The sequence below is a fragment of the Eubacterium sp. MSJ-33 genome, from assembly GCF_022174665.1.
Taxonomy (GTDB): Bacteria; Bacillota; Clostridia; order Lachnospirales; family Lachnospiraceae; genus Coprococcus_C.
The window spans coordinates 1,539,596-1,564,441 of record NZ_CP076562.1 but is presented as its reverse complement, the minus strand read 5'-3'; the positions used below and the strand labels follow the sequence as shown (position 1 = coordinate 1,564,441).

General features: G+C 44.2%; 25 protein-coding genes. 23 read left to right on the top strand and 2 right to left on the bottom strand.

Annotated features, from left to right (window positions below; genetic code table 11):
• Nucleotides 1–39 precede the first annotated feature (39 nt).
• Together KP625_RS07310 and KP625_RS07305 are read left to right on the top strand one after the other, a co-directional pair.
• A complete protein-coding gene (locus KP625_RS07310; RefSeq protein ID WP_238296989.1) occupies nt 40–876 on the top strand; it encodes an LD-carboxypeptidase in 837 nt (278 codons plus the stop codon).
• A gap of 100 nt (nt 877–976) precedes the next feature.
• Complete coding sequence (locus KP625_RS07305) at nt 977–1,606, top strand: type II secretion system protein (RefSeq protein WP_238296988.1); 630 nt, start codon at nt 977–979, stop codon at nt 1,604–1,606.
• Nucleotides 1,607–1,727: 121 nt separating this feature from the next.
• On the opposite strand, the gene KP625_RS07300 is transcribed toward KP625_RS07305, so the two are convergent.
• Nucleotides 1,728–2,270: a hypothetical protein gene (locus KP625_RS07300; protein WP_238296987.1), complete on the bottom strand. Its 543-nt coding sequence runs from the start codon at nt 2,268–2,270 to the stop codon at nt 1,728–1,730.
• A 302-nt stretch (nt 2,271–2,572) separates the two neighbouring features.
• On the opposite strand from KP625_RS07300, the gene KP625_RS07295 reads away from it, so the two are divergent.
• The 21 genes from KP625_RS07295 (at nt 2,573) to KP625_RS07195 (ending at nt 24,425) form a co-directional block, all read left to right on the top strand.
• Nucleotides 2,573–4,372: an ABC transporter ATP-binding protein gene (locus KP625_RS07295; protein ID WP_238296986.1), complete on the top strand. Its 1,800-nt coding sequence runs from the start codon at nt 2,573–2,575 to the stop codon at nt 4,370–4,372.
• Nucleotides 4,373–4,485: 113 nt separating this feature from the next.
• Complete coding sequence (locus tag KP625_RS07290) at nt 4,486–5,265, top strand: energy-coupling factor transporter transmembrane component T family protein (protein WP_238296985.1); 780 nt, start codon at nt 4,486–4,488, stop codon at nt 5,263–5,265.
• 165 nt (nt 5,266–5,430) lie between these two features.
• Nucleotides 5,431–6,168 carry a tRNA pseudouridine(38-40) synthase TruA gene (gene truA / locus KP625_RS07285; protein WP_238296984.1) on the top strand — a complete coding sequence of 246 codons (738 nt, stop codon included), beginning with the start codon at nt 5,431–5,433 and terminating at the stop codon, nt 6,166–6,168.
• A 327-nt stretch (nt 6,169–6,495) separates the two neighbouring features.
• Nucleotides 6,496–6,930 carry a 50S ribosomal protein L13 gene (gene rplM / locus KP625_RS07280; RefSeq protein WP_021984665.1) on the top strand — a complete coding sequence of 145 codons (435 nt, stop codon included), beginning with the start codon at nt 6,496–6,498 and terminating at the stop codon, nt 6,928–6,930.
• A gap of 17 nt (nt 6,931–6,947) precedes the next feature.
• Nucleotides 6,948–7,346, top strand: a complete 399-nt coding sequence (gene rpsI, locus KP625_RS07275; protein ID WP_177970946.1) for a 30S ribosomal protein S9 — start codon at nt 6,948–6,950, stop codon at nt 7,344–7,346.
• A 257-nt stretch (nt 7,347–7,603) separates the two neighbouring features.
• Nucleotides 7,604–9,286 (top strand): methyl-accepting chemotaxis protein, encoded by a 1,683-nt coding sequence (locus KP625_RS07270; RefSeq protein WP_238296983.1) that lies wholly within the window; start codon nt 7,604–7,606, stop codon nt 9,284–9,286.
• Nucleotides 9,287–9,404: 118 nt separating this feature from the next.
• Nucleotides 9,405–9,740 (top strand): PadR family transcriptional regulator, encoded by a 336-nt coding sequence (locus KP625_RS07265; protein ID WP_021984661.1) that lies wholly within the window; start codon nt 9,405–9,407, stop codon nt 9,738–9,740.
• Nucleotides 9,733–10,326, top strand: coding sequence for a DUF1700 domain-containing protein (locus tag KP625_RS07260; protein ID WP_177970950.1), 594 nt, complete (start codon nt 9,733–9,735; stop codon nt 10,324–10,326). The genes KP625_RS07265 and KP625_RS07260 overlap by 8 nt, the downstream gene beginning before the upstream one ends.
• A gap of 3 nt (nt 10,327–10,329) precedes the next feature.
• A complete protein-coding gene (locus KP625_RS07255; RefSeq protein WP_238296981.1) occupies nt 10,330–11,208 on the top strand; it encodes a DUF4097 family beta strand repeat-containing protein in 879 nt (292 codons plus the stop codon).
• A gap of 8 nt (nt 11,209–11,216) precedes the next feature.
• Nucleotides 11,217–11,879, top strand: coding sequence for a response regulator transcription factor (locus tag KP625_RS07250; protein WP_118374750.1), 663 nt, complete (start codon nt 11,217–11,219; stop codon nt 11,877–11,879).
• Complete coding sequence (locus KP625_RS07245) at nt 11,872–13,095, top strand: sensor histidine kinase (protein WP_238296979.1); 1,224 nt, start codon at nt 11,872–11,874, stop codon at nt 13,093–13,095. Before KP625_RS07250 ends, KP625_RS07245 begins: the two co-directional genes overlap by 8 nt.
• 85 nt (nt 13,096–13,180) lie before the next feature.
• On the top strand, nt 13,181–15,544 hold the full coding sequence (locus tag KP625_RS07240) for an ABC transporter permease (RefSeq protein ID WP_238296977.1): 2,364 nt from the start codon (nt 13,181–13,183) through the stop codon (nt 15,542–15,544).
• 39 nt (nt 15,545–15,583) lie between these two features.
• On the top strand, nt 15,584–16,348 hold the full coding sequence (locus KP625_RS07235) for an ABC transporter ATP-binding protein (RefSeq protein WP_178017639.1): 765 nt from the start codon (nt 15,584–15,586) through the stop codon (nt 16,346–16,348).
• Nucleotides 16,349–16,556: 208 nt separating this feature from the next.
• A complete protein-coding gene (locus KP625_RS07230; RefSeq protein WP_177969207.1) occupies nt 16,557–16,706 on the top strand; it encodes a hypothetical protein in 150 nt (49 codons plus the stop codon).
• 422 nt (nt 16,707–17,128) lie between these two features.
• Nucleotides 17,129–18,121: a helix-turn-helix domain-containing protein gene (locus tag KP625_RS07225; protein ID WP_238296976.1), complete on the top strand. Its 993-nt coding sequence runs from the start codon at nt 17,129–17,131 to the stop codon at nt 18,119–18,121.
• A 439-nt stretch (nt 18,122–18,560) separates the two neighbouring features.
• Nucleotides 18,561–19,100 carry a rubrerythrin gene (gene rbr / locus KP625_RS07220; RefSeq protein ID WP_238296974.1) on the top strand — a complete coding sequence of 180 codons (540 nt, stop codon included), beginning with the start codon at nt 18,561–18,563 and terminating at the stop codon, nt 19,098–19,100.
• A gap of 133 nt (nt 19,101–19,233) precedes the next feature.
• On the top strand, nt 19,234–19,674 hold the full coding sequence (locus KP625_RS07215; protein WP_238296972.1) for a MarR family winged helix-turn-helix transcriptional regulator: 441 nt from the start codon (nt 19,234–19,236) through the stop codon (nt 19,672–19,674).
• 40 nt (nt 19,675–19,714) lie between these two features.
• Nucleotides 19,715–21,136 (top strand): MATE family efflux transporter, encoded by a 1,422-nt coding sequence (locus KP625_RS07210; RefSeq protein WP_238296969.1) that lies wholly within the window; start codon nt 19,715–19,717, stop codon nt 21,134–21,136.
• Nucleotides 21,130–22,326, top strand: coding sequence for a cation:proton antiporter (locus KP625_RS07205; RefSeq protein ID WP_238296967.1), 1,197 nt, complete (start codon nt 21,130–21,132; stop codon nt 22,324–22,326). Before KP625_RS07210 ends, KP625_RS07205 begins: the two co-directional genes overlap by 7 nt.
• A gap of 86 nt (nt 22,327–22,412) precedes the next feature.
• Complete coding sequence (locus tag KP625_RS07200) at nt 22,413–22,898, top strand: sigma-70 family RNA polymerase sigma factor (RefSeq protein WP_238296965.1); 486 nt, start codon at nt 22,413–22,415, stop codon at nt 22,896–22,898.
• 48 nt (nt 22,899–22,946) lie between these two features.
• Complete coding sequence (locus KP625_RS07195) at nt 22,947–24,425, top strand: hypothetical protein (RefSeq protein ID WP_238296964.1); 1,479 nt, start codon at nt 22,947–22,949, stop codon at nt 24,423–24,425.
• A gap of 83 nt (nt 24,426–24,508) precedes the next feature.
• Here the strand turns inward: KP625_RS07195 and KP625_RS07190 are convergent, their stop codons facing one another.
• Nucleotides 24,509–24,838, bottom strand: coding sequence for a helix-turn-helix transcriptional regulator (locus KP625_RS07190; protein WP_255731495.1), 330 nt, complete (start codon nt 24,836–24,838; stop codon nt 24,509–24,511).
• Nucleotides 24,839–24,846: the final 8 nt, after the last annotated feature.

The window sequence follows — 24,846 nt, the reverse complement described above, 5'->3', positions numbered from 1 at the left end:
AAAGATGATCGAAGGCAGAAGGGAAGTTGATTTTCAAATATGGGATTTAAAAAAACCGGAATTGTGTGCTGTTCAAATGGATTAAAGTATACATATGAGAGAGAGATCAAAGAATTGCAGCAGACGTTAGCTGATATGGGTATTGAGAGTGTGCTTAGTCCGTATATATTTGCATGTGACGGCGTGGCGGGTGGAACGGAAGAGGAGCGTGCGAATATAGTAAATGATTTTTATAAGGATGATTCGATTGATGCGATCTGTGATATATCCGGAGGGGATATCGCAAATGGTATTTTGCCGTATTTGGACTATAGCGTGATTGCGGAGGCGAATAAGCAGTTCTGGGGATATAGCGACCTGACGACGGTATTAAATGCAATCTATGCAAAAACCGGACGGACAGGCGTATTATATCAGATTCGAAATGTGCTTTATGCGAACCGGAAGCAACAGATCGCGGATGTGCGGAATGTCATGCAAGATGGCGGAGATGCGTTATATCGGGTTGATTATCATTATGTCCAGGGTACACAGATGCACGGTATTGTTGTTGGAGGGAATATCCGGTGCTTTCTGAAACTGGCAGGAACCGGTTATATGCCAGACCTGAAAGGAAAAATCCTGCTTCTAGAGAGTCGTTCCGGCACAGTTGCACGGATGGAGACGTATCTGAGTCAGTTGCAGCAACTTGGTGCATTTGAACAGGTTGCGGGGATTTTACTTGGAACATTTACAGAGATGGATGAGAGAAAGTGTACTCCGGATATAGTACAGCTTGTGAAGAAATATACATGTAGCACGGTACCAATCGCGGTCACAGGACAGATTGGACATGGAACAGATTCTAAGGGAATTGTGATTGGTGCAGAATTGTAATTTTTTGTCATGCATTTTATAGAATTATATTTGCTTTGCGATGCATAAGATGATATGATGACTTTAAGTTTGAAAAGTTCGGTATTTACGGGGTAGGGGTATGAGAAAACGGAGAAGAATTTCAACAAATGAAGGTTTTACATTGGTAGAACTTATTATCGTGATTGCGATTATGGCTGTCTTGGCAGGTGCAATCGGACTGGCGGTAATCAGGTATGTGCGCAGAGCAAGGGCGTCAACAGCGACAGAGGAGCTTCGAACGATTGTCTCGGCGGTAGAGACAGGCATGATTTCGACATATGCAGAAGATCACCCGATGAATCTTAATAAGACATATACGGATGATGAGGGAAAAGCTACACCATGTGGTGTGTTGACGAATTACATGCTCAGCCGGGCGCAGAATAACAGTGTGAATGGCATTACAGATGCGAATGCATTGGAGTATTATTTTGCACAGCGCGTGTTGGAGGAGCTGAATGCAAAGGATGGCAGTGAGTATCATTTCTTTAACTTTACAGGAGATGAGGATGAACCATTGGGCATGAATTGTAACGGTTTTTATAATCAGTTTGGATGTCCGGGTGTGATTGTTGTATATGGTGGAGAAGGAAAGGTTTTATTTGCGCAGTATTATAATTCCGGCTGTCTGATTCAATATGTTGCTGGCGACGGATATGTACATCTGGAGGATGAGACAGCTTTCGTTGATGCACCTAAGATTCAGTAGGCCGCTAAAATGCGAAATTCGTGGTAACTTGAATAGAAACAAAGAGGGATTGACGTATGTCAATCCCTCTTTGTTACTCTGTGTCTCCTGCGAGAAGCCATATATGGGTATGGTAGAAAAATTACGGTTCCATAGATTTCGCGTCAACCATCTGGACAGCTCCGGCGAAGTTCCCCTGGAAATAGTTCGCGATTTCATCGGAATATCCATATACAATTCCTTTTCTGTAAGGAAATAACAGGTTCTGCAGTTTGGCGACCGCTTCGTCCAGTGGTGCTTTCTTGGAGAAACCACCGGTTGTGATCTGTCCGAGTGAATAAGTTCCGCCATCTCGTGCAAGCAGATATAAGGTGTGGAATTTGCTTGTCGGAATAAAATTCATTGTCTGTTTAACCACATTTCCATAGATCCACATGATATCGCGAATCGGAATCACGCGCACCGTCTTCGCATCATAGACGAGAATTGCTGTTGGTGTTGCCACGAATGAGAACGCTTCCACACCATAAGGAATCTGCTGATCAAGCATTGCAATCTCCTGTGGCGAAAGCAAATTCCATGATGCCTCAGCGGCTGCGTATTTTTTTTTGTTAAATGCAGTCTGCTTGATGCCGCCCCAGGCAGTAATTCGTGCATTAATGTTTGGAAAATTAGAAAATTCCATATGTACCCTCCCAATATGTGTAAAATAAATGTCAGATAAAACTGACAAATGGTCTGAAAATGCTATATTCCATACATTTCGTACAATAATAGCAAATCCATACAAATTATAACATAGAAAAGCTGAAAAAACATTTTTATTTAACGAAAAAATATTGTATGGATGTTTTCATGTTAATATGTGAAAATTTCTTTATTCTTTTGAGAAAAAATTGCGACATACGTAGAAAAAATGGTATAGTAATGGATATGTTATAAGTTAGTTATTGCGAATATAAAAAACAATCAGGAATATAGGATATCATGATAACAATCAGAGATCTCACATTTGAATATTTTGACCGGGATGAAGAAGGGAATCTGACGGAGATGGTAAACGCCATCCGTGGAATCAATTTTGATGCAGGAGAAGGTGAATTTATCGTTGTGGCAGGGGTGAATGGAAGCGGAAAAAGCACATTTGCCAAGATCTTAAACCGCCTGTTGCTTCCGATTGAAGGTACGGTTCTCATCGGCGGACTTGATGCGATGCAGGAGGGAAATATCATTCCGATCCGGAAGATGGTTGGCATGGTGTTCCAGAATCCCGATGATCAGTTGATTGGTAGTGTTGTGGAAGAGGATGTTGCCTTTGGCGCGGAGAATATCGGCGTGCCACACAAAGAACTGGTGAAACGTGTGGAGGATGCGCTTGACCAGGTCGGACTTTCGGCGTCCATGCGCATCGAAGAGCTATCTGGAGGTGGAAAACAGAAGGTTGCGATTGCAGGCGTACTTGCGATGAAGCCACGGTGTATCGTGCTTGATGAGGCAACCAGTATGCTTGATCCGAAATCCAGACGGGATGTGCTGCAGTTGATGAAAGAGCTACAGAAGCAGGGAATCACGATTATTCTGATTACACATCTGATGGAGGAGCTTCTGATGGCAGATTGGATCTATGTGATGCATCAGGGAAGGCTTGCTATGAAGGGCAGCCGGGAAGCAATTTTTGCGCAGCCGGAGAAATTACGCGAGTTTGGGTTGGAACTGCCGATGACTGTGCAGCTTGCACATGCTTTGACCAAGTGTGGGTGCGTGAGGACGAAGGATTTGTTCTCAATCAAGGCAATTGCAGAACGTATATACAAGGAGCATCCGTATGCATTTCTGAAAGAAAAGACGATGGAACCTGCACCGACAGGGAAGAAGGCGAAAGCATTGTCACAGGCAATCGTGTTACAACATGTCCATCTGAATTACGGGGAGAAACCGATTCTTACCGATGTATGCTGTTCGATTGAGAAAGGCAGCTATACAGCAATCATCGGACCTTCGGGTGCAGGAAAGTCAACGCTTCTGCAGATGATACCGGCACTTATTTCTCCGACAGACGGAAATATCTATGTGGATGGGCTTGAGGTAACGGATGCTTCTGCGGATATAGCAGCGTTGCGTAAGAAGATCGGGTTTATCTTCCAGTATCCGGAACAGCAGTTATTTGCAAAAAATGTATATGAAGATGTGGTGTTTGGACCGCGGAATGTCGGCATCAGCGAAGTGGAAGCGGAGAAGCGGGCGTATGAGGCGATTCAGTTTGTCGGACTGCCACAGGATGTCTATGATCTGCCGATGGATAAGCTGTCGGGCGGACAGAAACGGCGTGTGGCTTTGGCTGGCGTGATTGCGATGCAGCCGGATTATCTGATTTTAGATGAGCCGTTGGCAGGGCTTGATCCGGTTGGAAAGAAAAAAATGCTGGATATCCTGCGTGCATTACACCGGGATGCAGGGATTACAGTTGTTGTCGTCAGTCACGATGCAGATGCTGTCGTGGAGGACGCAGAACAGGTCTTGTATCTGCAAGATGGGAAGATTCTGGAGTATGGAACGCCTGCGGATGTTTTTTACCGATTATGGCGGCGAGAGATGGATGATATGTCGCAGGGGATGACCGGCCGACAGACATTGGACAATAAAATACTCTCCGAAGCACTCTGTGAGCTTCCGGTCTGCATGCAGCTATTAATCCGCCTGCGTATGATGGGGCTTCCGGTGTCGTGCAGACATACACAGCCTGCGGAGACTGTGCAGGCGATTGTGGATGCGGTTGATAGATTATAGATATTATATAGGACGAGCTAACATGCATATATCTATTCCTGTTGCGTGTGGGATATGAGTGATATTCGGCTCGGGTACGTTTGCATGAAATATGTCTAAAAAGAGGTAGGAACATGATGAAGGATATTACATGGGGACAGTATCACAGCGTGGATTCGATGGTCCACCGGCTGGATCCCCGTGTCAAAATTCGATTTACAATTGTATATATTATCCTGCTTTTGCTGGATCGGAACCTTCCGCTTTTTGTGTTTCTCACTGTGGTATTTGCCGGCGTGTGGGCGTGCAGCCGGGTGCCGATGCGTAAGATGATGCGCGGAACACACGGGATATTTTTGTTTATATTGATCTGTAGTGCCTTAAATGCATTTACCGTACATGGAACGGCGCTGGTAAAGCTTGGTGTGCTTACAATCACGAAGGAAGGGCTGATTAAGGCAGGATTCGTGTTCTGGCGCATGCTGATTTTGATTTTGATGTCAAGCCTGTTGATGTATACAACGACACCGACGAGACTGACGGATGGCATGGAGAAATGCATGCATCTAAGTGGCGGTGTGGCAATGGGAATCACCATCGCACTCCGGTTTGTGCCGATATTATTTGGAGAGTTAGACCGGATCATGAAAGCGCAGATGGCGAGAGGCACGGACTTTAAGAAGGGGAATCCGGTCGTGCGCTTAAAGAAGCTTCGGACGGTGATATTGCCGCTTTTCCAGAATGCGATTTCGCGTGCCGGACATCTGGGGGATGCGATGGACAGCCGATGTTATATGGGCGGCAAAGGACGGACGAAGCTGCATCCACTCGTGTATGAGAGACGGGATGCGGTCGCGTATGTGTGTATGTTGGTGATGACGGTTGTGTCGATAATTCTAATTATAAAATTTTAGCTTCGCATAGTGATAGTAAGTGTAATAAATAGAAAAATAAATCACAGTGACGTAGATATTTTATGATATTAGTCAAGTGATTTTATAATAGAAGTAATGAGATATTGTATGAGACTGTATTTTGAATTGAAATAAGATATTAGAAAGAGAAAGGAGATTCGCTCCATGAAACGAATCAAATTAACCGTTGCCTATGACGGCACCAATTACTGTGGCTGGCAGATTCAGGATAATGGAATTACGATCGAGGAAGTCCTGAACCGCGAACTGTCGAAGCTGTTACAGGAGGATATCAAGATCATCGGTGCGAGTCGGACAGATTCAGGGGTGCATGCACTTGGAAATGTGGCGGTCTTTGATACCGAGACGCGGATTCCGCCGGAGAAGATCAGCTTCGCGCTAAACCAGCGGTTGCCGGACGATATCCGGATTCAGGAATCGTGTCAGGTGGCGGACGATTTTCATCCGCGGTTCTGCGATACGATCAAAACGTATGAGTATCGCATCTGGAATGACAAGTTTCCGAACCCGCTTGTACGACTTTACTCGAAGTTTTGCTATTTCCATATCGATGTAGCGAAGATGGAGCAGGCGGCGGCATATCTGGTCGGCGAACATGATTTCAAATCATTCTGCACGCCACGGACACAAGTGGAATCCACGGTGCGCACCGTCACAGAGATTTCCTTCCGGACAGAAGGCAAGATGATTATCATGACGATCCGTGGAACCGGTTTTCTATATAATATGGTGCGGATCATAATGGGAACTTTGTTAAAATGCGGTATGAATATGTATCCGCCGGAGCATGTGAAGGAGATTCTTGATGCGAAGGATCGCGCGGCAGCAGGCCCGAAAGCGGAAGCGTGTGGCCTTCGGCTGGTTGGAATTGAGTATTTGTAAAATATGATGCATATAACTACATATGAAATATGTAGAATTTATTGCTGAATTTGGTATGGTTTTATATTAAAATTAAAAATATTGTACAAAAATCTGCATTTCCGGTAAAAAGGCGTTGACACACGCGGGCACGTATAATATAATATCTAAATGTGACAAAAGACAGGTGAAGTGCGTCCCAATAGCCCCGGGACTTGCGGAATACTCTTTTGGGACAATGTACAGTACGCATTCGGCACTGTGCGGACAGGCTGTTTCGGACATTTCGGCTTCAAAGCATGGGTAAGATGCAGGACAATTCGAATAATTTTAAGGAGGAACACCACAATGAAGAGCTTTATGGCAAGCCCATCAAACATTGAAAGAAAGTGGTATGTAGTAGATGCTACAGGACATACATTAGGTCGTTTATCATCAGAGATCGCAAGCATTTTAAGAGGAAAGAACAAGCCAACATTTACACCACACATCGATACAGGTGACTATATCGTAGTTGTAAATGCTGATAAGATCAAAGTAACAGGTAAGAAGATGGATCAGAAGGTTTACTATCACCATTCTGATTACGTTGGCGGTATGAAAGAGCAGACTCTCAAAGAGAAGATGGCTAAGAAGCCGGAGGATGTTATCTACCTTGCAGTTAAGGGCATGCTTCCAAAGGGACCTCTCGGAAGACAGATGATCAAGAAGCTTTATGTTTACGCTGGACCAGAGCACAAGCAGCAGGCTCAGAAGCCAGAAGTATTAGAGATTAAGTATTAATAAGGGAGGAAACGTTCGTGGCTAAGAATAGTAATAGATTTTACGGAACAGGTAGAAGAAAAAGCAGTATCGCAAGAGTTTACCTTGTACCAGGAACTGGTAAGGTAACTATTAATAAGAAAGACATGGATGAGTATTTCGGTCTTGATACATTGAAGCTCATTGTTAAGCAGCCATTTGCAGCAACAGGTACAGAAGGAAAGTTTGATGCACTTGTAAATGTTAAGGGTGGCGGATTTACAGGTCAGGCTGGTGCTATCAGACATGGTATCTCCAGAGCACTCCTTGAGGCAGACGCTGAGTACAGACCAGCTCTTAAGAAGGCAGGATATCTTACAAGAGATCCTCGTATGAAGGAGAGAAAGAAGTACGGTCTCAAAGCAGCTCGTCGTGCACCACAGTTTTCAAAGAGATAATTTGCGAGCAATCGCATGCAAAAAGCTCCAGAGAATTTATTCTCTTGGAGCTTTTTTGTTGCGTTTATTTGAGACTTGAGATGACCGACTCGAAGTGAAGAGGAGGTTCTCGTCAATCCAGCTCGCAAATGATGCCAGACACAAGTAAATGCCATGAAAACCTCAAATATTTGATAGAACCCGTCGAAAAAAATGAGTATAATAGAGAGAAATACATAGAAAAGGGGGAGGGAAGATTATACATCTTCTGATAATGTATGGCAGCTATTAAAAAATCAAAAGGAAAACGATTAAATATCTTATGGGTGATTATCTTGATTGGCAGCGTTCCGCTGCTCACGGCAATTCTGATTCTGACAGTTTATTCTACAAGAAAAATGGAGCAGGAACTTGAAAACAGTACATATGCAAGACTAAAGGCATGTGCGGTTTCGGTAGAGAAATACTTTGAGTGGGACGTCCGGGAAGATATCTTATGCAGGGACGATGTCAGCTACGAGTTTATTGATTCATTGAAAAAGGACAATATCGAGCTTACATTTTTTGAAGGAGATGAACGATACATCACTTCGGTTGTTGACGAGAATGGAAACCGTCCGGAGGGAACAAAGGCGGATGCCACAATCTGGAAAACTGTCCAGGCGGGTAAGGATTACCACGCAGATGGTGTACAGATTGCAGGCGCAGATTACTATGTATACTACACACCGGTGTATTCCGATGCCGGTGATGTGATCGGTATGGGATTTGCCGGCGAGAAAACAGCGACTGTCAACGCAGCAAAGAAGGGACTTGTGCGTACATTGTTACTGATCTCTGTGGCGATAGGCATTCTATACCTGGGTGCCCTGATTCTCCTTGCGTTGAAGATCCGGAAGTCACTGGCGAAGACAACAGCACATATTGAACGGATTGCGAACGGAAGTATTTCAGAAGACGTGGAAGGCTCTTCGGCAATTGCGGAGATTGACACGTTGATTGATTCCTCAAAGATACTTAAGGAAAAACTGAATAATATTGTAACAAGTGTAAATGATCATGTTGTGAATCTGCAGCAGGATACATCTTCCCTGAATGAGCGTGCCGATTTCAGTAATGAGGGTGCCGGACAGATCAGTCAGGCGATGGAGGAATTGTCTGTGACCGCGGTGACACTGGCAGATAATGTGCAGGATGTCAATGCGAAGTCCATCGAGATGGGAAATGCAATCACGGATATCGATAATGATGTGCAGGTATTAAGTGCAAATTCTGAGCAGATGGGCAAGGCGAACAGCACAGCAACCAAGTCCATGGAGACTGTACTGGACAGCTCCAATCAATCGGCGGAAATTATCGGTCGGATTACGAATCAGATTGAAGAGACAAACCAGGCGATTCTGTCAATCAATGAGGCAGTCAACCTGATTATGGATATTACCGGACAGACAAGTCTGCTTGCGTTAAATGCATCAATCGAAGCAGCACGTGCCGGACAGTCGGGAAGCGGATTTGCGGTTGTGGCAAGTGAGATCAAGAAGCTGGCAGAGCAAAGTGCCGAGGGTGTGGATACGATCAAACAGGTGGCTGACAATATCTTTGCGAAATCAAATGAGTGTGTGAGTATGGTACGTGATGTACAGATATTGCTCGGAAAAGAGCAGGATGATATTTCTGCAACATGCAGTAGCTTTGCAACACTCAGCAAGACGATTAGTGACAATATTGTGGCGGTGTCCCGTATCAGTGAGAAATCAAAGCAGCTTGATGGTATCAAGCAGTCCATCATAGCCAATATTACTGATCTCAGTGCGATTTCCGAAGAAAATGCGGCAAGTAACGAGGAAGTATCTGCGAATGTGACAAGTATTGCCGAAGCAATCGACCAGATGAACACGGCAACCGGACATGTCAGCAAGGTGTCGGATGAACTGGCAGAAATGATGAAGTATTTTGAATAATATAAATATATTTGGAGAACCTGAATTTTCAGGTTCTCTTTTTTATGTTCAAGATTAAAATACTACTTGACATATAATACTATGCGGCGTATAGTATGTGACATAAGGAGGTATACATATGGATATTCAATTAAAACGAGGCATGTTGGATGTATGCGTGCTGGCGGCAATCAAAGATGAAGATTCCTATGGATATCAGATCATCAAAGATATGAAACCGTATGTGACGATTTCGGAGTCGACGCTGTATCCGATTTTACGACGTCTAGAAGCAAATGCGTATCTGACGGTACAATCGGTGGAGCATAACGGACGACTTCGGAAATATTATCATATTACAGACGCAGGACGGGCGCGAATCGATGAGTTTCAGGAGGAATGGAAGGAACTGGAATCCATCTATCGGTTTATCGTTCGGGAAGAACCTATGAAGGAGGCACAAGACCATGAATAAACAGGAATATTTGTCGGCAATCCGGGTGCGGATTCCGAAGATGCCGATGGAAGATATGGAGCGGTTCATCGCTTATTACAGTGAGATGATCGATGACCGGATGGAAGATGGCATGACGGAGGAAGAGGCGGTTGCCACGATGGATACACCGGATGAAGCCGTGGATCAGATTCTGGAAGATACGCCACTTAGCAAAATCGTTAAGCAGAAGATCAAACCGACGCATCGCCTGCGTGCATGGGAGATTGTTCTGATTGTACTTGGTTCTCCGGTCTGGGTGCCGCTTCTGCTTACAGCCGGAATTCTGGTATTAAGTATGTTAGTTGTTGTATTTTCACTATTGATTACATTTTATGCAGTAGTCATATCAGCAGCAGTCGCGGGAATTGCGGGAGTTTTAGCTGTGGTTCCATTCCTGATGATCAGCAATGTTCCGGCAGCGGTATTTATGCTTGGGTGCGGATTCGCAGGTGTCGGACTTACGATTCTGTTCTTTGTCGCAGTGAAGCCGGTAACGGTTGGATTCTGGAATCTGTGTAAGGCAGCTGTGAGCGGCATCAAAAGAAAGTTCGTAAAGGAGGGCTAAGATATGAGCAAAACTAAAAAAGCGGTCATCATTGGTTCCGTGCTAGTCGGTATCGGTGTGATTATAGGATTTATCGGAATTGCAATAGGTGGATTTAAGTTTCCGAATGGAGCGGTCGATCTGACCACGATGAAAGCACTTCATGCCGAGAAGAAAACCGTGCAGATTGCGGATGCATTTGATAAAATAGAGATTGCCGGGGCAAGCAGCATGGATATCGAGATCTGCAAATCAAAGACCGGTAAGAATTATGTGGAGTATTATGATACGGATGATTGGACAAGTCATGTGGATGTGAAGGAACATGTGCTGAAATTCACAACGGACGACAAGGGCAAACATAAAGCGGTTGTATCACTGGGATTTGGAAAAGATACGGCGGCACGGTTGTATCTGGCAGATGCGGAATACAAAGAAATCTCTGTAACAACCTTGAGCGGATATGTTACAATTCAGGATGTGAATGCAGAAACTGTAAATGTATCTGCATCCAGTGGAGATCTATATATGAAGAATATAAATGCCCCGGATTCCATTATGGCAACATCTTCTTCCGGAGATATTGATCTGGAAAATGCAACAGCAAAGCAGATAGAACTTGGAGCTAATAGTGGAGATATTGAGATGCAGGATATAACCGCAGAAAGCTTGCGTATGTCGACGTCCAGCGGAGACATAGATCTGGAGAGCTGTGATGCCGAGAAATTCGATATCACAACATCGAGCGGTGATGTCGATATGGAGATTACAGCGGGACGCACATATCGGTTTGAGACGAAAACCAATAGCGGAGCTTTGGATGTTCCGGATGGAGATGCGGATTCCGACTATCTGTGCAAGATTGTAACATCGAGTGGAGATGTGGATGTGAAGCAGAAGTAGAGGTATATATGTTAGATATCATTATAGTAGAGGATAATCATGAAATCGGCGAGCTGCTTTCGGATTTTCTGCGGAAAGAAAATTATATTGTGAGCGTTGCAAAGGATGGTGAGGCTGCATTGGAGCTTTTTGAACGATACGGAGCGAAGCTTGTAATCTTAGATCTGATGCTGCCGGGGATGGATGGCTTTGCAGTCTGTTCAAAAATCCGTGAGACATCCAATGCACATATTCTGATTGTGAGTGCCAAGACAGAAAAGAACGACAAATTAAAAGGCTTGAATTTGGGTGCTGACGATTACATTGAAAAGCCTTACGATATGGATATCCTGCTCGCGAAGATTCATGGTATCTTCAAACGCAAATACGCACAGGAGGAATTGATCTCCGGAACGATCCGGCTGAATACGGCGACACAGACGATTTATGTTGCAGATCAAAAGGTTGATTCCACAGCAAAAGAATTTGAGTTATTGAAATTACTGATGGAAAATAAAGGCGTGACACTGAAAAAAGAATATTTGTTCCGCACGATCTGGGGCAGCGACAGTGAATCGGAGATGCAGACACTGACAGTACATATTAAGTGGCTCAGACAGAAAATAGAGAAAGATCCAAAACATCCGGAGCACATTATCACGGAATGGGGAACGGGGTATCGGTTTGAATAAATATCGTAGATTTGTAATAATTTTCTTATTGTTGGAAATCTGTCTGATAGGGATTTGCAACCTTTTCGTGGTACAAGCTCTGAAATCCAAGGATGAATATTCGTACCGGGTGGATGTGGCACGATGTGTACAGGAACTGGAAACAGGAATTCCTTTGGAACAGATTAAGTTGTCAGATTATCCGACACTTACACGGGTAAGCATTTTTGATGCGCAGGAAGTGTGCAACGAAGAGTACCGTGTGGAGGAAGTGCAGGGCAAGCTGTATCGGTTTTGTTACAGACGCACGGTGCAGTACGGAAGTATATGGAAACTGGATCTGGTGCTGGGCGCATTGTGGATCTGTACAGCGGCATTTCTGATACTGCTCGGAAGAAAACTGGTTCGTCCGTTTGCGTCGATGGAAGGACTTACAACAGAACTTGCAAAAGGGAATCTGTCTGTACCAATCAAGGCAGAAAAAAGCCGTTTCTTCGGAAAATTCCTGTGGAGTCTGGATATGCTGCGGGAAAAGCTGGAGGCGGACAAGTTAAGAAGACTGGAGTTGGAGAAAGAGAAGAAGACACTCTTATTGTCGTTGTCGCATGATATTCGCACACCGCTTTCGGCGATTGAATTATACACGCAGGCACTGGGGGAAAATCTGTATGAAAATGAAGAAAAAAGGCAGCAGGCGATTGGCGGGATTCGCAAAAACACAGAGACAATTAAGAAATATGTAGGCGAGATCTCGGAAGCAGCACGGGAAGATTTTCTGAAGCTGGACGTGCATCAGGGGGAGTTTTATCTGTCGCAGATGATGCAGGCGTTGAAACTTTATTACAAAGAAAAATTCGCGGATTTACATACAGACTTTCAGATGGAGTCCTTTGCAGATTATCTGCTATATGGCGATTTGGACCGGGCAGTTGAAGTGGGACAGAATGTGCTCGAGAATGCAATCAAATATGGCGATGGGAAATACGTGCATATTTCCTTTTCAGAGGAAGAAGACCACAGCCTGATTACGATTGAAAATTCTGGGGATGGTCTCAAAGAAGAGGAACTGCCACATATTTTTGATGCGTTTTATCGTGGAAGTAATCACGCAGGTGTTCGCGGAAGCGGATTGGGCTTATATATCTGTAAGGAACTGCTTCACAAGATGGATGGAGATATCTATGCAAAGACACCGGAAACAGGCTTTGCAGTCACGATTGTACTTAGAAAAATGTAGGAGATTCCTGCATTTTTCTTTTTTAAGGATTATTTAATAATTTCCCTGTTATGATTGAGCCATAAACAAGGAAAGGGGCAGATTTATGTACTGGAATATCTTAAAGCGGGATATCAAACGGAAAAAGACGATGAATGTGATCCTGTTATTGTTTACGATTTTGGCAGCGGTTTTTGTTGCGAGTGGTCTGAACAATGTGGTCACTGTTATGAATGGGACTGATTATTTTTTTGAAAAAGCCGGGATCAAAGATTATGTGTTGTTCACGCAGAATGGGGATGGCGGCGTAGAGCAGATCCTGAAAACATCGGGATGTGTAAAGGATTACAGCATGGAAAAATGTATCTGGGGAACGAATGGAGATGTCACATATCAGGGCGAGAAACTGAAGGTAAAGAACAATACTTTGTTGATACAATCACTGGACACGACGCAGTTTCATTATTTTCTCGAAGATAACCAGGAGCTGACGGAGATTGCGGACGGAGAAATCTATATTACTGCCGGAAGTTTTGCAAGAAATGATATGCATGTCGGAGATACGATCCGGATTCAGATGAAAAACACAGACAAGACATTTCGCGTAGCGGGCGAAATCAAAGATGCACTGCTTGGTTCTGACCTTATGGGAAATACAAGACTGCTGCTCAGCGAAAATGATTTCAAAGCGTATGAAGCAGACAAATCGTTGGAACCTTATCTTGGGAGAATCTTTCGGGTGGAGACGGATGATACAGGGACACTTTCGGCGGAATTGGCAAGTGCAACGAATATATTGTTTTCTTCAGAGAGATCTACAATCCGCCTGTCGTATGTTATGGATATGATTCTGGCGATGCTTGTGCTTGTGCTGAGTATCTGCCTGATCATTGTATCTTTCGTGATTTTGAAATTTGTGATTACATTTTCCATCCGGGAGGAATTTCGTGAGATTGGCGTGATGAAGGCGATCGGTATCCGAAATGCGAAGATACGGCGCCTGTATATTGTGAAATATCTGGCAATGGCAATCGTAGGTGGAACAGTCGGATTTTTCGTGAGCATTCCATTTGGCAATCTGCTGATCGCGTCTGTCTCGAAAAAGATGGTGCTTGGCAATGAGGGTGGGTATCTCTTTAATGCAATCGGCGTGTTGACTGTGATTGGTCTGATGGTTGGATTTGCATATCTTTGCACAGGAAAGGTCAGAAAGCTGACGCCGGTTGACGCGATACGAAACGGACAGACGGGAGAACGATATCACAAAAAATCAATCTATCGGTTAAGTAAAAGTCGCGCGCGTACACCATTTTATATGGCACTGAATGATATATTGAGTGCACCACGCCGGTTTATTACAATCGTGCTGCCATTTTTTATCTGCTCGGTATTTATGCTTGGCGTTGTGATGGTGACATCGACGATGCAGAGTAAGAGTATGATCACCTGTTTTGGAAAGGAGTCGGATATCTATATCACAGATCCTAAAATGATGAAACCGGTTCTTGTGGATAAGGATCAAGAGCCCGTCCTGCAGGAGAACTATCATGTGATTGAGGATGAGTTGGAAGCTGCAGGTATGCCGGTGGATAAGGTAAGCATGGAAGTCTGGTACAAGTATGCCTGTGAGGCAAATGGAAAGTTATATTCTGTGTTATTCCAGCAGAATACAGAGACGCATACGACGGATTATACATATGAGAAGGGAACTCCACCACAAAATGCGTATGAGATAGCCATTACGCCAATGATTGCCGACCAGCTTGGCGTGGAAATCGGAGATACCGTGACGATTGATTTTGGAACGGAGAAACGGGACTGTGTTGTGACAGCGTTATTTCAGACGATGAATCAGTTGGGGAAGGTCGGACGGTTCCATGAAGAGGCACCGACTTCAATGAAGTATTCGACGACTATAACGGGCTTTCAGGTTGATTTTTTGGATCATCCAGATGAGAAGGAGATTCGGACGCGTGTAAAGAAAATCAAGGAATTATATGGAATTACCGGAGTGTTTGATGCTGCAGGATATTGCGTAGATTGCATGGGCGTTGGGGATACGATGGATACGGTCTGTCTGCTGCTTTTGGCGATAACAGGAATCGTCGTTGTGCTCGTGACGGTTTTGATGGAACGGTCGTTTATATCTACGGAACATGGTCAGATTGCTCTTTTGAAAGCGATTGGATTTTCTAATCGAAGCATCTTCTGGTGGCATGTAATACGGTTCATGCTGGTTGCCGGGTTTGCAGAAATCCTTGCAGTTGTACTGACCAGACCAATTACGAAACTGTGGTGTGATCCGATCTGGGCGATGATGGGAGCGACAAACGTAGATTATTATTTCAGTCCGGTAAGAATCATTCTGATCTATCCGGGTATCGTGCTTGCGATTACATGGATTGCAGTCAGCGTGACCGCATTTCATATACGCAGGATTCGTGGCACAGACATTGTAAATGCAGAGTAGGAGTGCACTTGGAAAATGAAATTGGAAAGGGTATAAATTATGGCGAATATATTGGAAGTAAAAGATTTGTGCAAAACATATGTGATTGACAAGCGGCAGAATAATGTTCTTCGAAATGTGAACTTTGAAGTGGAAGAGGGCGATATGGTAGCAATCATGGGACCTTCTGGTTCCGGAAAGTCGACACTGCTTTATTCGGTATCGGGTATGGATGTGCCGACAAGCGGGACGGTTTGCTTTGCAGGCAGGGATATTGCGAAGCTGTCACAGACGGAGCTTGCGAAGGTGCGGCTGGATGAGATGGGATTTATCTTCCAGCAGATGTATATGATGAAGAATCTGACAATATTGGATAACATTCTGCTTCCGGCAATGGAGAGTAAAAAGGATGAGCGGTCGCGTGCCGAGAAGGTTGCATTTGCGGAAGAACTGATGCGGAAACTGTCAATCATAGAGGTTGCAGACAATGATATCAATGAGGTTTCCGGGGGACAACTGCAGCGGGCGTGTATCTGCAGAAGCATGGTGAATCATCCGAAGCTTCTTTTTGCAGATGAACCGACCGGTGCATTGAACCGGGCTGCCTCAACAGAGGTTATGGATGCACTTGGGAAGCTGAATCGCGAAGGAACGACGATTATGATGGTGACACATGATGCCAAGGTTGCATCTTGCTGCAAGAGAGTCTTATATATATTGGATGGAACAATCAAAGGGGAATACAAAGCCCCGGAGGATGAGAATTTATCGGATGCAGACCGCGAACGCAGGTTACAGAACTGGCTGCTGGATCTGGGGTGGTAGAGATATTGTATGTAATGTGAAAACTATATGAACTTTATGCGTATGGTTGACACGGTATTTGAGAGTATGGTACAGTAGCCATACTCTTTTTTTAACAAACCAATCTTTACAATATGGATATTTCCCATCAGATTTTTGTAGCGTATAAATGTAACTTGTAAACAGGCACCAAATCCGCTATACTAACATTAGGAAAGGCGGTGGAAGGATGGAAGATATGCAAAATCAGGAATTATGTATTTTACTTGACAGTATTCTTGCCTTACTGGAAACTGGCAATGCAGACAAAGCAAAAGAGATCATACAAAATGCGATCAATCGGATTGACAGAGGTATGACAAGTAGTTCTAAGGAGTAATATACAAGAAGAGCAGATATCATAAGGTATCTGCTTTTTTATTTGACGCGCGATATAAAAATAAATATACTTAGGAATGGAATCTATTTGACGCACGACAAATAAACATAAAGGAATCAATAGTTAAGATGAGCAAACAAAAGAGAAAAATATTGCGACGAGTCACAAGCCGGCACTTATTGGCTTGGGCGTGGCAGTCAGTTATAAATGGAAACACAACACATTTTTGAGCATCCTGCTTGGGACAGTCAGTTATATGGTGCTTCTGCGGATTTTCTAGCTTGCTCATAAAAAATGGCTAAAAATCAGGGGTTGCAACCATCGGTTGACAAATTGTCCGTGCGGCTTTCTTGTGTGTAACGGAGAAAATGCGTACGATAAGAACATCAAATTTGCCACGCGGATGGCAGGAGGAGGCGCTTATGATATTAGCGGATAAGATTATTAACTTGCGAAAAAAGAATGGTTGGTCTCAGGAAGAACTGGCACATAAATTGGGAGTCAGCCGGCAATCCATTTCCAAATATGAAGGGGCACAGGCAGTTCCGGACCTGGATAAAATATTGAAGCTTAGTCAGATCTTTGGTGTGACAACGGACTATCTCATTAAAGATGAGATGGAAGAGGAGATTTATACCGGGGAGGATTCTTATGAAGAAGACAAACCACAGTATAAAGTGACGATGGAAATGGCAAGTGAGTTTTTGCAGATTAGAAAAGAGGCTGCAAAAAGAATTGCATTTGCAACGTGGCTCTGCGTGATATCACCAATCTGCCTGATCGTGTTAGGGGCAGCCAGTGAAGTGGAAGCGTTTGGAATCGGAGAAGACTTTGCAGGTGGAGTTGGTATGTGTGTGATGTTCATACTGGTTGGAATTGCGGCTGCGATTTTTGTATGTACCGGTATGAAACAGAAGAAATTTGAATTCTTAGAGACAAAATGCTTCGAGACAGAATATGGTGTGACAGGAATGGTGAAGGAACGCAAAGAACAGTTCCATGAGCGATATGTCCGTCACAATGTGATTGGTGTTATATTGTGCATTTTCTCTGTAATTCCGCTTTTTGGCAGTATCGCTATATTCGGTGACCGGGACTTTCCGATTGTGTGTATGGTAGGGATTATGCTGTTTCTGATTTCTTGTGGTGTATATTTCTTTGTGCTGGGAGGAACGCAGATGGCTGCAATGGAGATGCTTCTTGAAGAAGGCGATTATGCAAGGGCAAAAAAGAAAATCAGCGACAAGATGGGCGCATTTTCACTTGCGTATTGGCTTGGTTCAACAGCGATTTTTCTTGGTATCAGCTTTATCACAAATGACTGGGGAGATACTTGGATCGTATGGCCGATTGTCGGCGTATTGTATGCGGCTGTACGTGTGATTGTGGAGCATGTATGCAGTAAGGAAAAATAGCCATTGTAAGGCATGCCTTAATGTAACTCAAAAGGGCACTTGAAAAATCAAGTACCCTCGTGTATAATCTACTTAGAAAGGTAATCGGATGTAATATCCGATTTGCCCTCGGTAAATACAGATTTTAGAAATAGCATTCACTTTGGTCGGTGGGATGCTATTTCTTTTTATTATGATCGTCTATGTAAGACAAAGCCGCGAAAACAACGAGCAATAAAGTTAAAACTTCAAGCGTGTTCATAGGGCATCACCCTCCTTCGTAAAACTAGAGGGCATCAAATAATCGGAAAATCACATCCTGCTTTCTTTTCAATTACACAATAAAAATATATCATAAATCGAACAAATGTTCAACATAAAACCTAATTGACAAATAAAAAATCTTTTGTATAATATATGAAATAGTAATAATTACTACTTTCGAAAGGAGAAAAGAGTTATGGCAAATAAGTACGCAGGAACACAGACTGAGAAGAATTTATTGGAGGCATTTTCGGGCGAATCACAGGCGCGAAACAAGTATACGTATTTTGCTTCCAAGGCAAAGAAGGACGGATTCGAGCAGATTGCTTCCCTGTTCCTGAAGACCGCAGACAATGAGAAAGAGCATGCAAAGATGTGGTTCAAGGAATTAAACGGTATCGGAAGCACGGCTGAGAATCTTGCTGCAGCGGCAGCGGGCGAGAACTACGAGTGGACTGATATGTATGAGGGCTTTGCAAAGACGGCTGAGGAAGAGGGCTTCCCAGAGCTTGCAGAGAAGTTCCGTCTCGTTGGTTCCATCGAGAAGCAGCATGAGGAACGCTATCGCGCACTTCTGCATAATGTGGAGATGCAGGAAGTATTTGCGAAGAGCGAGGTCAAGGTATGGGAGTGCAGAAACTGCGGACATATCGTAGTTGGCGAGAAAGCACCGGAGGTTTGCCCGGTATGCGCACATCCGCAGTCTTACTTTGAGGTACATGCGGAGAATTATTAAATAGAATATGTGAAAGGGCTGTTGCTTAATTTGTGGCGACGGCTCTTTTTTATTTCCAAAATAGTGGTTGACTAATTCTTTTTTCTTATTATAATGGTTCTAAAAAGAACTAATTGAAAGAAGGAACCGAGAAATGAAACTTCAGACGCCATCCAATGTCTTTGACATGACAAAATGTCTGATGAAACTACAGGAGAGATATCTGGAAAGTGTGCGGTATGAGTTTAATCTCAGCCGCATCGAGATTATTATTCTGACGTTTCTGCATAATAATCCTTCCTATGATTCTGCACGGGATATTGTGGAATTCCGGATGCTGCAGCGGGGAAATGTGTCTGCAGCTGTCGATACTCTGGAGAAAAAAGGATATCTGATACGATATACAGATCCGGATGACAAGCGGATCATACACCTGAAACTCACGGGACAGACAGACGATATTGTCCGTGCTATTGAAGAAAAACAGGAAGCCCTTGTATCGTGCATCTTTGCGGGATTTTCGGAGGATGAAAAGAAGAATTTTGCAGCGTACAATGAGCGGCTGTATCAAAATGTAATGTCACATTTGAAATAAGGAAAAATTATCAACTATATAGTAGAAATGAGGAAAAGAAATGAAACAACAAAATGAAAATGAGGAATCGAATGCAACATCCACATCCGTACAATCCGACCGTACATTCTTAGCGACCGAGCCAATCGGAAAGCTGCTTGCGAAACTGGCACTGCCGACAATCGCGGCACAGTTGATTAACATGTTATATAACATCGTTGACCGTATCTATATCGGACATATCCCGGATACGGGGGCGATGGCACTGACTGGCGTGGGCGTCTGCATGCCGCTGATCATGATTATAACTGCCTTTGCGGCATTAGTTGGAAATGGCGGCGCACCTCGTGCGACGATCTTTATGGGTAAAAATAAGAAAGACGATGCGGAGAAAATACTTGCCAATTGTTTTACGATGCAGATACTCTTATCCATTATTCTGACGGTAGTTTTGCTGATCTGGAACCGTGATTTCCTGCTCGCTTTTGGAGCAAGTGCCAACACGATCGAGTACGCGGCATCGTATATGAATATCTATGCACTCGGAACGATCTTTGTTCAGCTGACTCTTGGCATGAATGCGTTTATCACAGCGCAGGGTTTTGCGAAGGAAGGCATGCTCTCTGTATTGATCGGTGCAATCGTAAATATCATTTTAGATCCGATCTTTATCTTTGGGCTGGATATGGGCGTCCGGGGAGCTGCACTTGCGACAGTGATTTCCCAATGCTGCTCCTGCATCTGGGTAATAAGCTTTCTGTTCGGGAAGCGGACGACACTCCGTATCCGTGGCAAAAACATGGGATTAAAGGCGGCGTATATCCTTCCGTGCTTGGCACTCGGCTCTGCAATCTTTATTATGCAGGGAAGCGAGAGTATTATATCGGTATGCTTTAATTCGTCTCTCCTGAAATACGGTGGGGATATCGCAGTCGGTGCGATGACGATCTTAACAAGTGTGATGCAGTTTGCGATGCTTCCACTGCAGGGCTTGGGACAGGGAGCCCAGCCGATTATCAGCTACAATTATGGTGCGAAAAATGCATCCAGAGTCCGGGCTGCATTTAAACTATTGCTGAAGGTCAGTCTGATATATTCTACGATTCTGTGGTTGTTTATCATGTGTTTCCCGAAGGTTTTCGCGTCGATTTTTACGACGGATGCAGCCTTGATTGCATTTACCAAGGATGCGCTCCGTTATTATCTGGCAGCATTATTCATGTTCGGTATCCAGATTGCCTGTCAGATGACATTCAATGCACTGGGAAATGCCCCGGCATCCATTCTTGTTGCGATTATGCGTAAATTTGTGCTCCTGCTCCCGCTTATTTTTATTCTGCCGCATATCATTACAGCAGATAAGACGATGGCTGTTTATCTGGCAGAGCCGATCGCGGATGTGCTGGCGGTGACATTTACATCGATCCTGTTTTCGTTCCAGTTTAAGAAGGCGCTCCGGGAGATGGAGGAAAAGCAATGTTAACATCACTTGCACTTATTTTTTTGGTCGGACTTGCGATGTCCGCCATCTGTAAACAGATCCGCCTGCCGGGCATCATCGGTATGCTGGTGACAGGAATCGTACTCGGTCCGTATGTGCTGGATCTGTTGTCTCCATCAATCCTGGGAATCTCCGCAGATCTGCGGAAATTAGCGCTTATCATCATCCTGCTCAAGGCAGGGCTGTCGTTGAATCTGTCAGATCTGAAGAAGGTCGGACGTCCGGCAATCCTGATGTCGTTTGTGCCGGCATCGTTTGAAATCTGCGGGTATATTCTGTTTGCACCGATGATCCTCGGCGTGACGCGCGTAGAGGCAGCAGTTATGGGTGCTGTCATGGGAGCGGTTTCGCCAGCTGTCGTTGTACCGCGTATGGTGAAACTCATGGAGGAAGGCTATGGAACGAAGAAAGGCATCCCGCAGATGATACTGGCGGGGGCGTCGTGCGACGATATCTTCGTGATCGTGTTATTTACGACATTTTTGCAGATGGCACAGGGCGGACATGCAAATGCGAAGGATTTTATCAATATCCCAATCTCAATCGTGTTAGGAATTGTACTCGGTTGTATCGTCGGCTATCTGCTGTACCGGTTCTTCGAGCTTGCGTATAAGAAGAATCACTGCGTTCGTAATTCAACGAAACTGATTGTGATTTTAGGTATGTCGTGTCTGCTTCTTGCAATCGAGGAGTGGGTGTCTGCGTATGTGGCAGTGTCCGGACTTCTGGCAGTTGTCAGTATGGCGTGTATGCTTAAAGTGAAGAGCACGACATTTGTATCCAAGCGGTTGTCGGAGAAATTCGGTAAGCTGTGGATTGCCGCAGAGGTAATCCTGTTCGTATTAGTTGGTGCGGCAGTCGATATCCGGTATATGGCAAAGGCAGGAGCAATGGCGCTTTTGATGATCGGGGCAGCGCTGCTGTTCCGCGCGGTCGGTGTCTGCATCTGTATGCTTGGTACGAAGCTTACATGGAAGGAACGGTTATTCTGTATCATTGCGTATCTTCCGAAGGCTACCGTGCAGGCGGCGATTGGCTCTGTGCCTCTGGCAGCCGGGCTTCCCTGTGGTACGCTTGTGCTATCCGTTGCGGTTATGGCAATCGTAATCACAGCACCGATTGGTGCGCTCGGTATCGACAGCACATATAAACATTTACTGGAAAAAGAATAAACATGGGACTTTTCCGTGCCCTGAATCATCTAATAGGTGTATGGACATACAGAATATAAAACTCCGGAGGGAAGGGAGTGGAACACATGAAGAAAGAAGCCTTTGGTGAACTTGTGATTTCGAACCAGGAAAGCTGGTACCGGATCGCCAAAAGCTACTTATGCAATGATGCGGATTGTGCTGACGCGATTCAAAATGCGATCGTGCATGCATTTGAGAATCTATGCAGTCTGCGCAATGATAAGTATGCGAAAACATGGTTTATAAGAATTCTGATCAACGAATGTCATCAGGTCATACGAGAGAATAAGAAGGTCGTAACTTGGGAGGAATATCAGGAAGAAGGCCGGGAAGCGGAATACATACGCGGGTACGGACAGTATTCGGAATTGTATGAAAGCATCATGCGGCTGAAGGAGAATGAACGGACCTGCATTATTTTGTATTATTTTGAGGAGTACAGCATTCGGGATATCGCGCAATGTTTGGAGTCCACCGAATCGGCAGTCAAGAAACGTCTGGTGCGGGCAAGAGAGCATTTGCGGGGAATTTTAAAGGTCAAATCGGCATGAAGGTCAGAACACCGGGATGATTTGAACGGGTAAAGGAGGTAATGTGTAATGGATATTGATAGAAATAAAATCAATGAGATAAAATCAGAGTGTCTGCAAATGCCGGATTATATCCGGGATATGATCGAGGAGACGGTCGAACAGCAGCTGAAGAAAAAGCAGCATCACAGTAAGAAAATGTGGAGAGTTGCAGCCGCGATTCTTGCTTTTGCCTGTGTGGGCGGCGGAACCACACTGGCTGCTACAAAGTTATACAAAATGCATCTGGAGCAGCAGGGTAAATATGGCTCTACATTGATCTATGGAGAGGCAACCAATACCGATGCAACGGATACCGATGCGGAAGTGGATCAGAATGCACTTTATACCTTGGATGTTTCCTATGTACCGGACGGTATGAAGGTAGATGGATTAGATGATATTTATGCAGATGGAAATAATTATGTGAAGAAAGTAGTGCTCTTCCCGGAGGATTCGCCATTTATAGGTGGTGTTTCGTTCTGGTTCCTGAAAATGCCGACAGATCAGCAGGTTTCGTTTGATGAAACACATGTTATTTCAACCAAGGAACTGGATATCGATGGGAAACAGGCAATTGTGATAGAAAGACAGGTTCTGGAATCTGCCATACGAGAGGTTCAGTATGAGCTGTATGTCACATATGAAAATAACTATCTACTGGACATGGTTGTGTTTGATGACACAGAGCTTGATACGGCCATAGATATTGTAAAAGGATTGAAACTCACCTCAACTGATGATCCGGAGGCAAAACGCAGAATCGTGGCGGAAGAATATACAGGGCAGGTGGAAGCAGATGCAGCGCCTGTTTATGAGGCAGACGAAAACTCTGGTAAGAAGAACAGATTCACGGAAACTTCGAAAGAATCAATGGAAGAACATATGCATCAGGTTGGAGAAAGCTTTGATGTACCGCAGTCTTCCCTGACGGCAAAGGTATCTAAGGTGGAATTACTGGATTCCCCGGATGCGATTGATGCAGCCTATGCTCTCGATCCGGTCAAAACGGATGCGGAAGGAAAGCTTGTTAACAATGTGATCGCCTATGAGAAACGTGGAAATGGTATAGATCAATTAGATGAGGTTGTAGAAACCAAGGAAGTGAAGGAAAAGATCCTTTACATCGAGGTTGCGTATACGAACACGAGTGACCAACAGACTGGAGATACCCTGTTCTACTGCAACCTGCTCTGGGCGAAGGAAACCGGAAATGGCTATGAAACGGTTGACGTCTATGCGAAGGATGATGTGGACTATGATAGTTACTATGGACAGAATTATCGTATTTCCAATGTACCGCTTTATTTCTATAACGGAAAAAGTGCAGAGGAGAAAAATCATCTGATCCGGGTTCAGCCGGGAGAAACAAGAACGGTCACATTTGCATTCCTTGTAACGGAGGACGAGCTGCCGTATCTGTATCTTGATCTTTTCTCCGGAAATGGCGAATATACACAATTTTGTCAATCGGCATTGCTGTACGGATATGTAGATATCCGGCAGTAGTTATACGGGAAATATATGGAAAATGAGAAACGCTGTATACGGGAATGTATACAGCGTTTTTTGAATTATTTACAACACTTTTTTTATTTTGTAGAAGATATATAGAGATTTAATAATTTCAATGCTGTATCCTGTATCTGGGGGGAGCATTCTTCTAAATGTTCTAATATTTCGCTCTTATAATCATCAAAAAAGGATGGCTCCTCTGTCAGAATATCATTGGGCGTTATGTGAAGTACGGAGCATATCTTCAATAATGTCTCAAGCCGCATATTTACATTTCCACGTTCAATATCTGCATATGTCCGGTCGGATAAGCCGGCGGCTTCTGCAACTTCAATCTGTGTCATATTCATTTTTTTTCGAAAATATAACAGTTTATTGCCTATTGTATGAAGGTCTGAGATTATCATATGGACAC

Coding starts and splice junctions, on each gene's coding strand:
- KP625_RS07310 (WP_238296989.1), top strand. CDS start 40: ATGGGATTTAAAAAAACCGGAATTGTGTGCTGTTCAAATGGATTAAAG.
- KP625_RS07305 (WP_238296988.1), top strand. CDS start 977: ATGAGAAAACGGAGAAGAATTTCAACAAATGAAGGTTTTACATTGGTA.
- KP625_RS07300 (WP_238296987.1), bottom strand. CDS start 2,270: ATGGAATTTTCTAATTTTCCAAACATTAATGCACGAATTACTGCCTGG.
- KP625_RS07295 (WP_238296986.1), top strand. CDS start 2,573: ATGATAACAATCAGAGATCTCACATTTGAATATTTTGACCGGGATGAA.
- KP625_RS07290 (WP_238296985.1), top strand. CDS start 4,486: ATGATGAAGGATATTACATGGGGACAGTATCACAGCGTGGATTCGATG.
- truA (WP_238296984.1), top strand. CDS start 5,431: ATGAAACGAATCAAATTAACCGTTGCCTATGACGGCACCAATTACTGT.
- rplM (WP_021984665.1), top strand. CDS start 6,496: ATGAAGAGCTTTATGGCAAGCCCATCAAACATTGAAAGAAAGTGGTAT.
- KP625_RS07270 (WP_238296983.1), top strand. CDS start 7,604: ATGGCAGCTATTAAAAAATCAAAAGGAAAACGATTAAATATCTTATGG.
- KP625_RS07265 (WP_021984661.1), top strand. CDS start 9,405: ATGGATATTCAATTAAAACGAGGCATGTTGGATGTATGCGTGCTGGCG.
- KP625_RS07260 (WP_177970950.1), top strand. CDS start 9,733: ATGAATAAACAGGAATATTTGTCGGCAATCCGGGTGCGGATTCCGAAG.
- KP625_RS07255 (WP_238296981.1), top strand. CDS start 10,330: ATGAGCAAAACTAAAAAAGCGGTCATCATTGGTTCCGTGCTAGTCGGT.
- KP625_RS07250 (WP_118374750.1), top strand. CDS start 11,217: ATGTTAGATATCATTATAGTAGAGGATAATCATGAAATCGGCGAGCTG.
- KP625_RS07240 (WP_238296977.1), top strand. CDS start 13,181: ATGTACTGGAATATCTTAAAGCGGGATATCAAACGGAAAAAGACGATG.
- KP625_RS07235 (WP_178017639.1), top strand. CDS start 15,584: ATGGCGAATATATTGGAAGTAAAAGATTTGTGCAAAACATATGTGATT.
- KP625_RS07230 (WP_177969207.1), top strand. CDS start 16,557: ATGGAAGATATGCAAAATCAGGAATTATGTATTTTACTTGACAGTATT.
- KP625_RS07225 (WP_238296976.1), top strand. CDS start 17,129: ATGATATTAGCGGATAAGATTATTAACTTGCGAAAAAAGAATGGTTGG.
- rbr (WP_238296974.1), top strand. CDS start 18,561: ATGGCAAATAAGTACGCAGGAACACAGACTGAGAAGAATTTATTGGAG.
- KP625_RS07215 (WP_238296972.1), top strand. CDS start 19,234: ATGAAACTTCAGACGCCATCCAATGTCTTTGACATGACAAAATGTCTG.
- KP625_RS07210 (WP_238296969.1), top strand. CDS start 19,715: ATGAAACAACAAAATGAAAATGAGGAATCGAATGCAACATCCACATCC.
- KP625_RS07205 (WP_238296967.1), top strand. CDS start 21,130: ATGTTAACATCACTTGCACTTATTTTTTTGGTCGGACTTGCGATGTCC.
- KP625_RS07200 (WP_238296965.1), top strand. CDS start 22,413: ATGAAGAAAGAAGCCTTTGGTGAACTTGTGATTTCGAACCAGGAAAGC.
- KP625_RS07195 (WP_238296964.1), top strand. CDS start 22,947: ATGGATATTGATAGAAATAAAATCAATGAGATAAAATCAGAGTGTCTG.
- KP625_RS07190 (WP_255731495.1), bottom strand. CDS start 24,838: ATGATAATCTCAGACCTTCATACAATAGGCAATAAACTGTTATATTTT.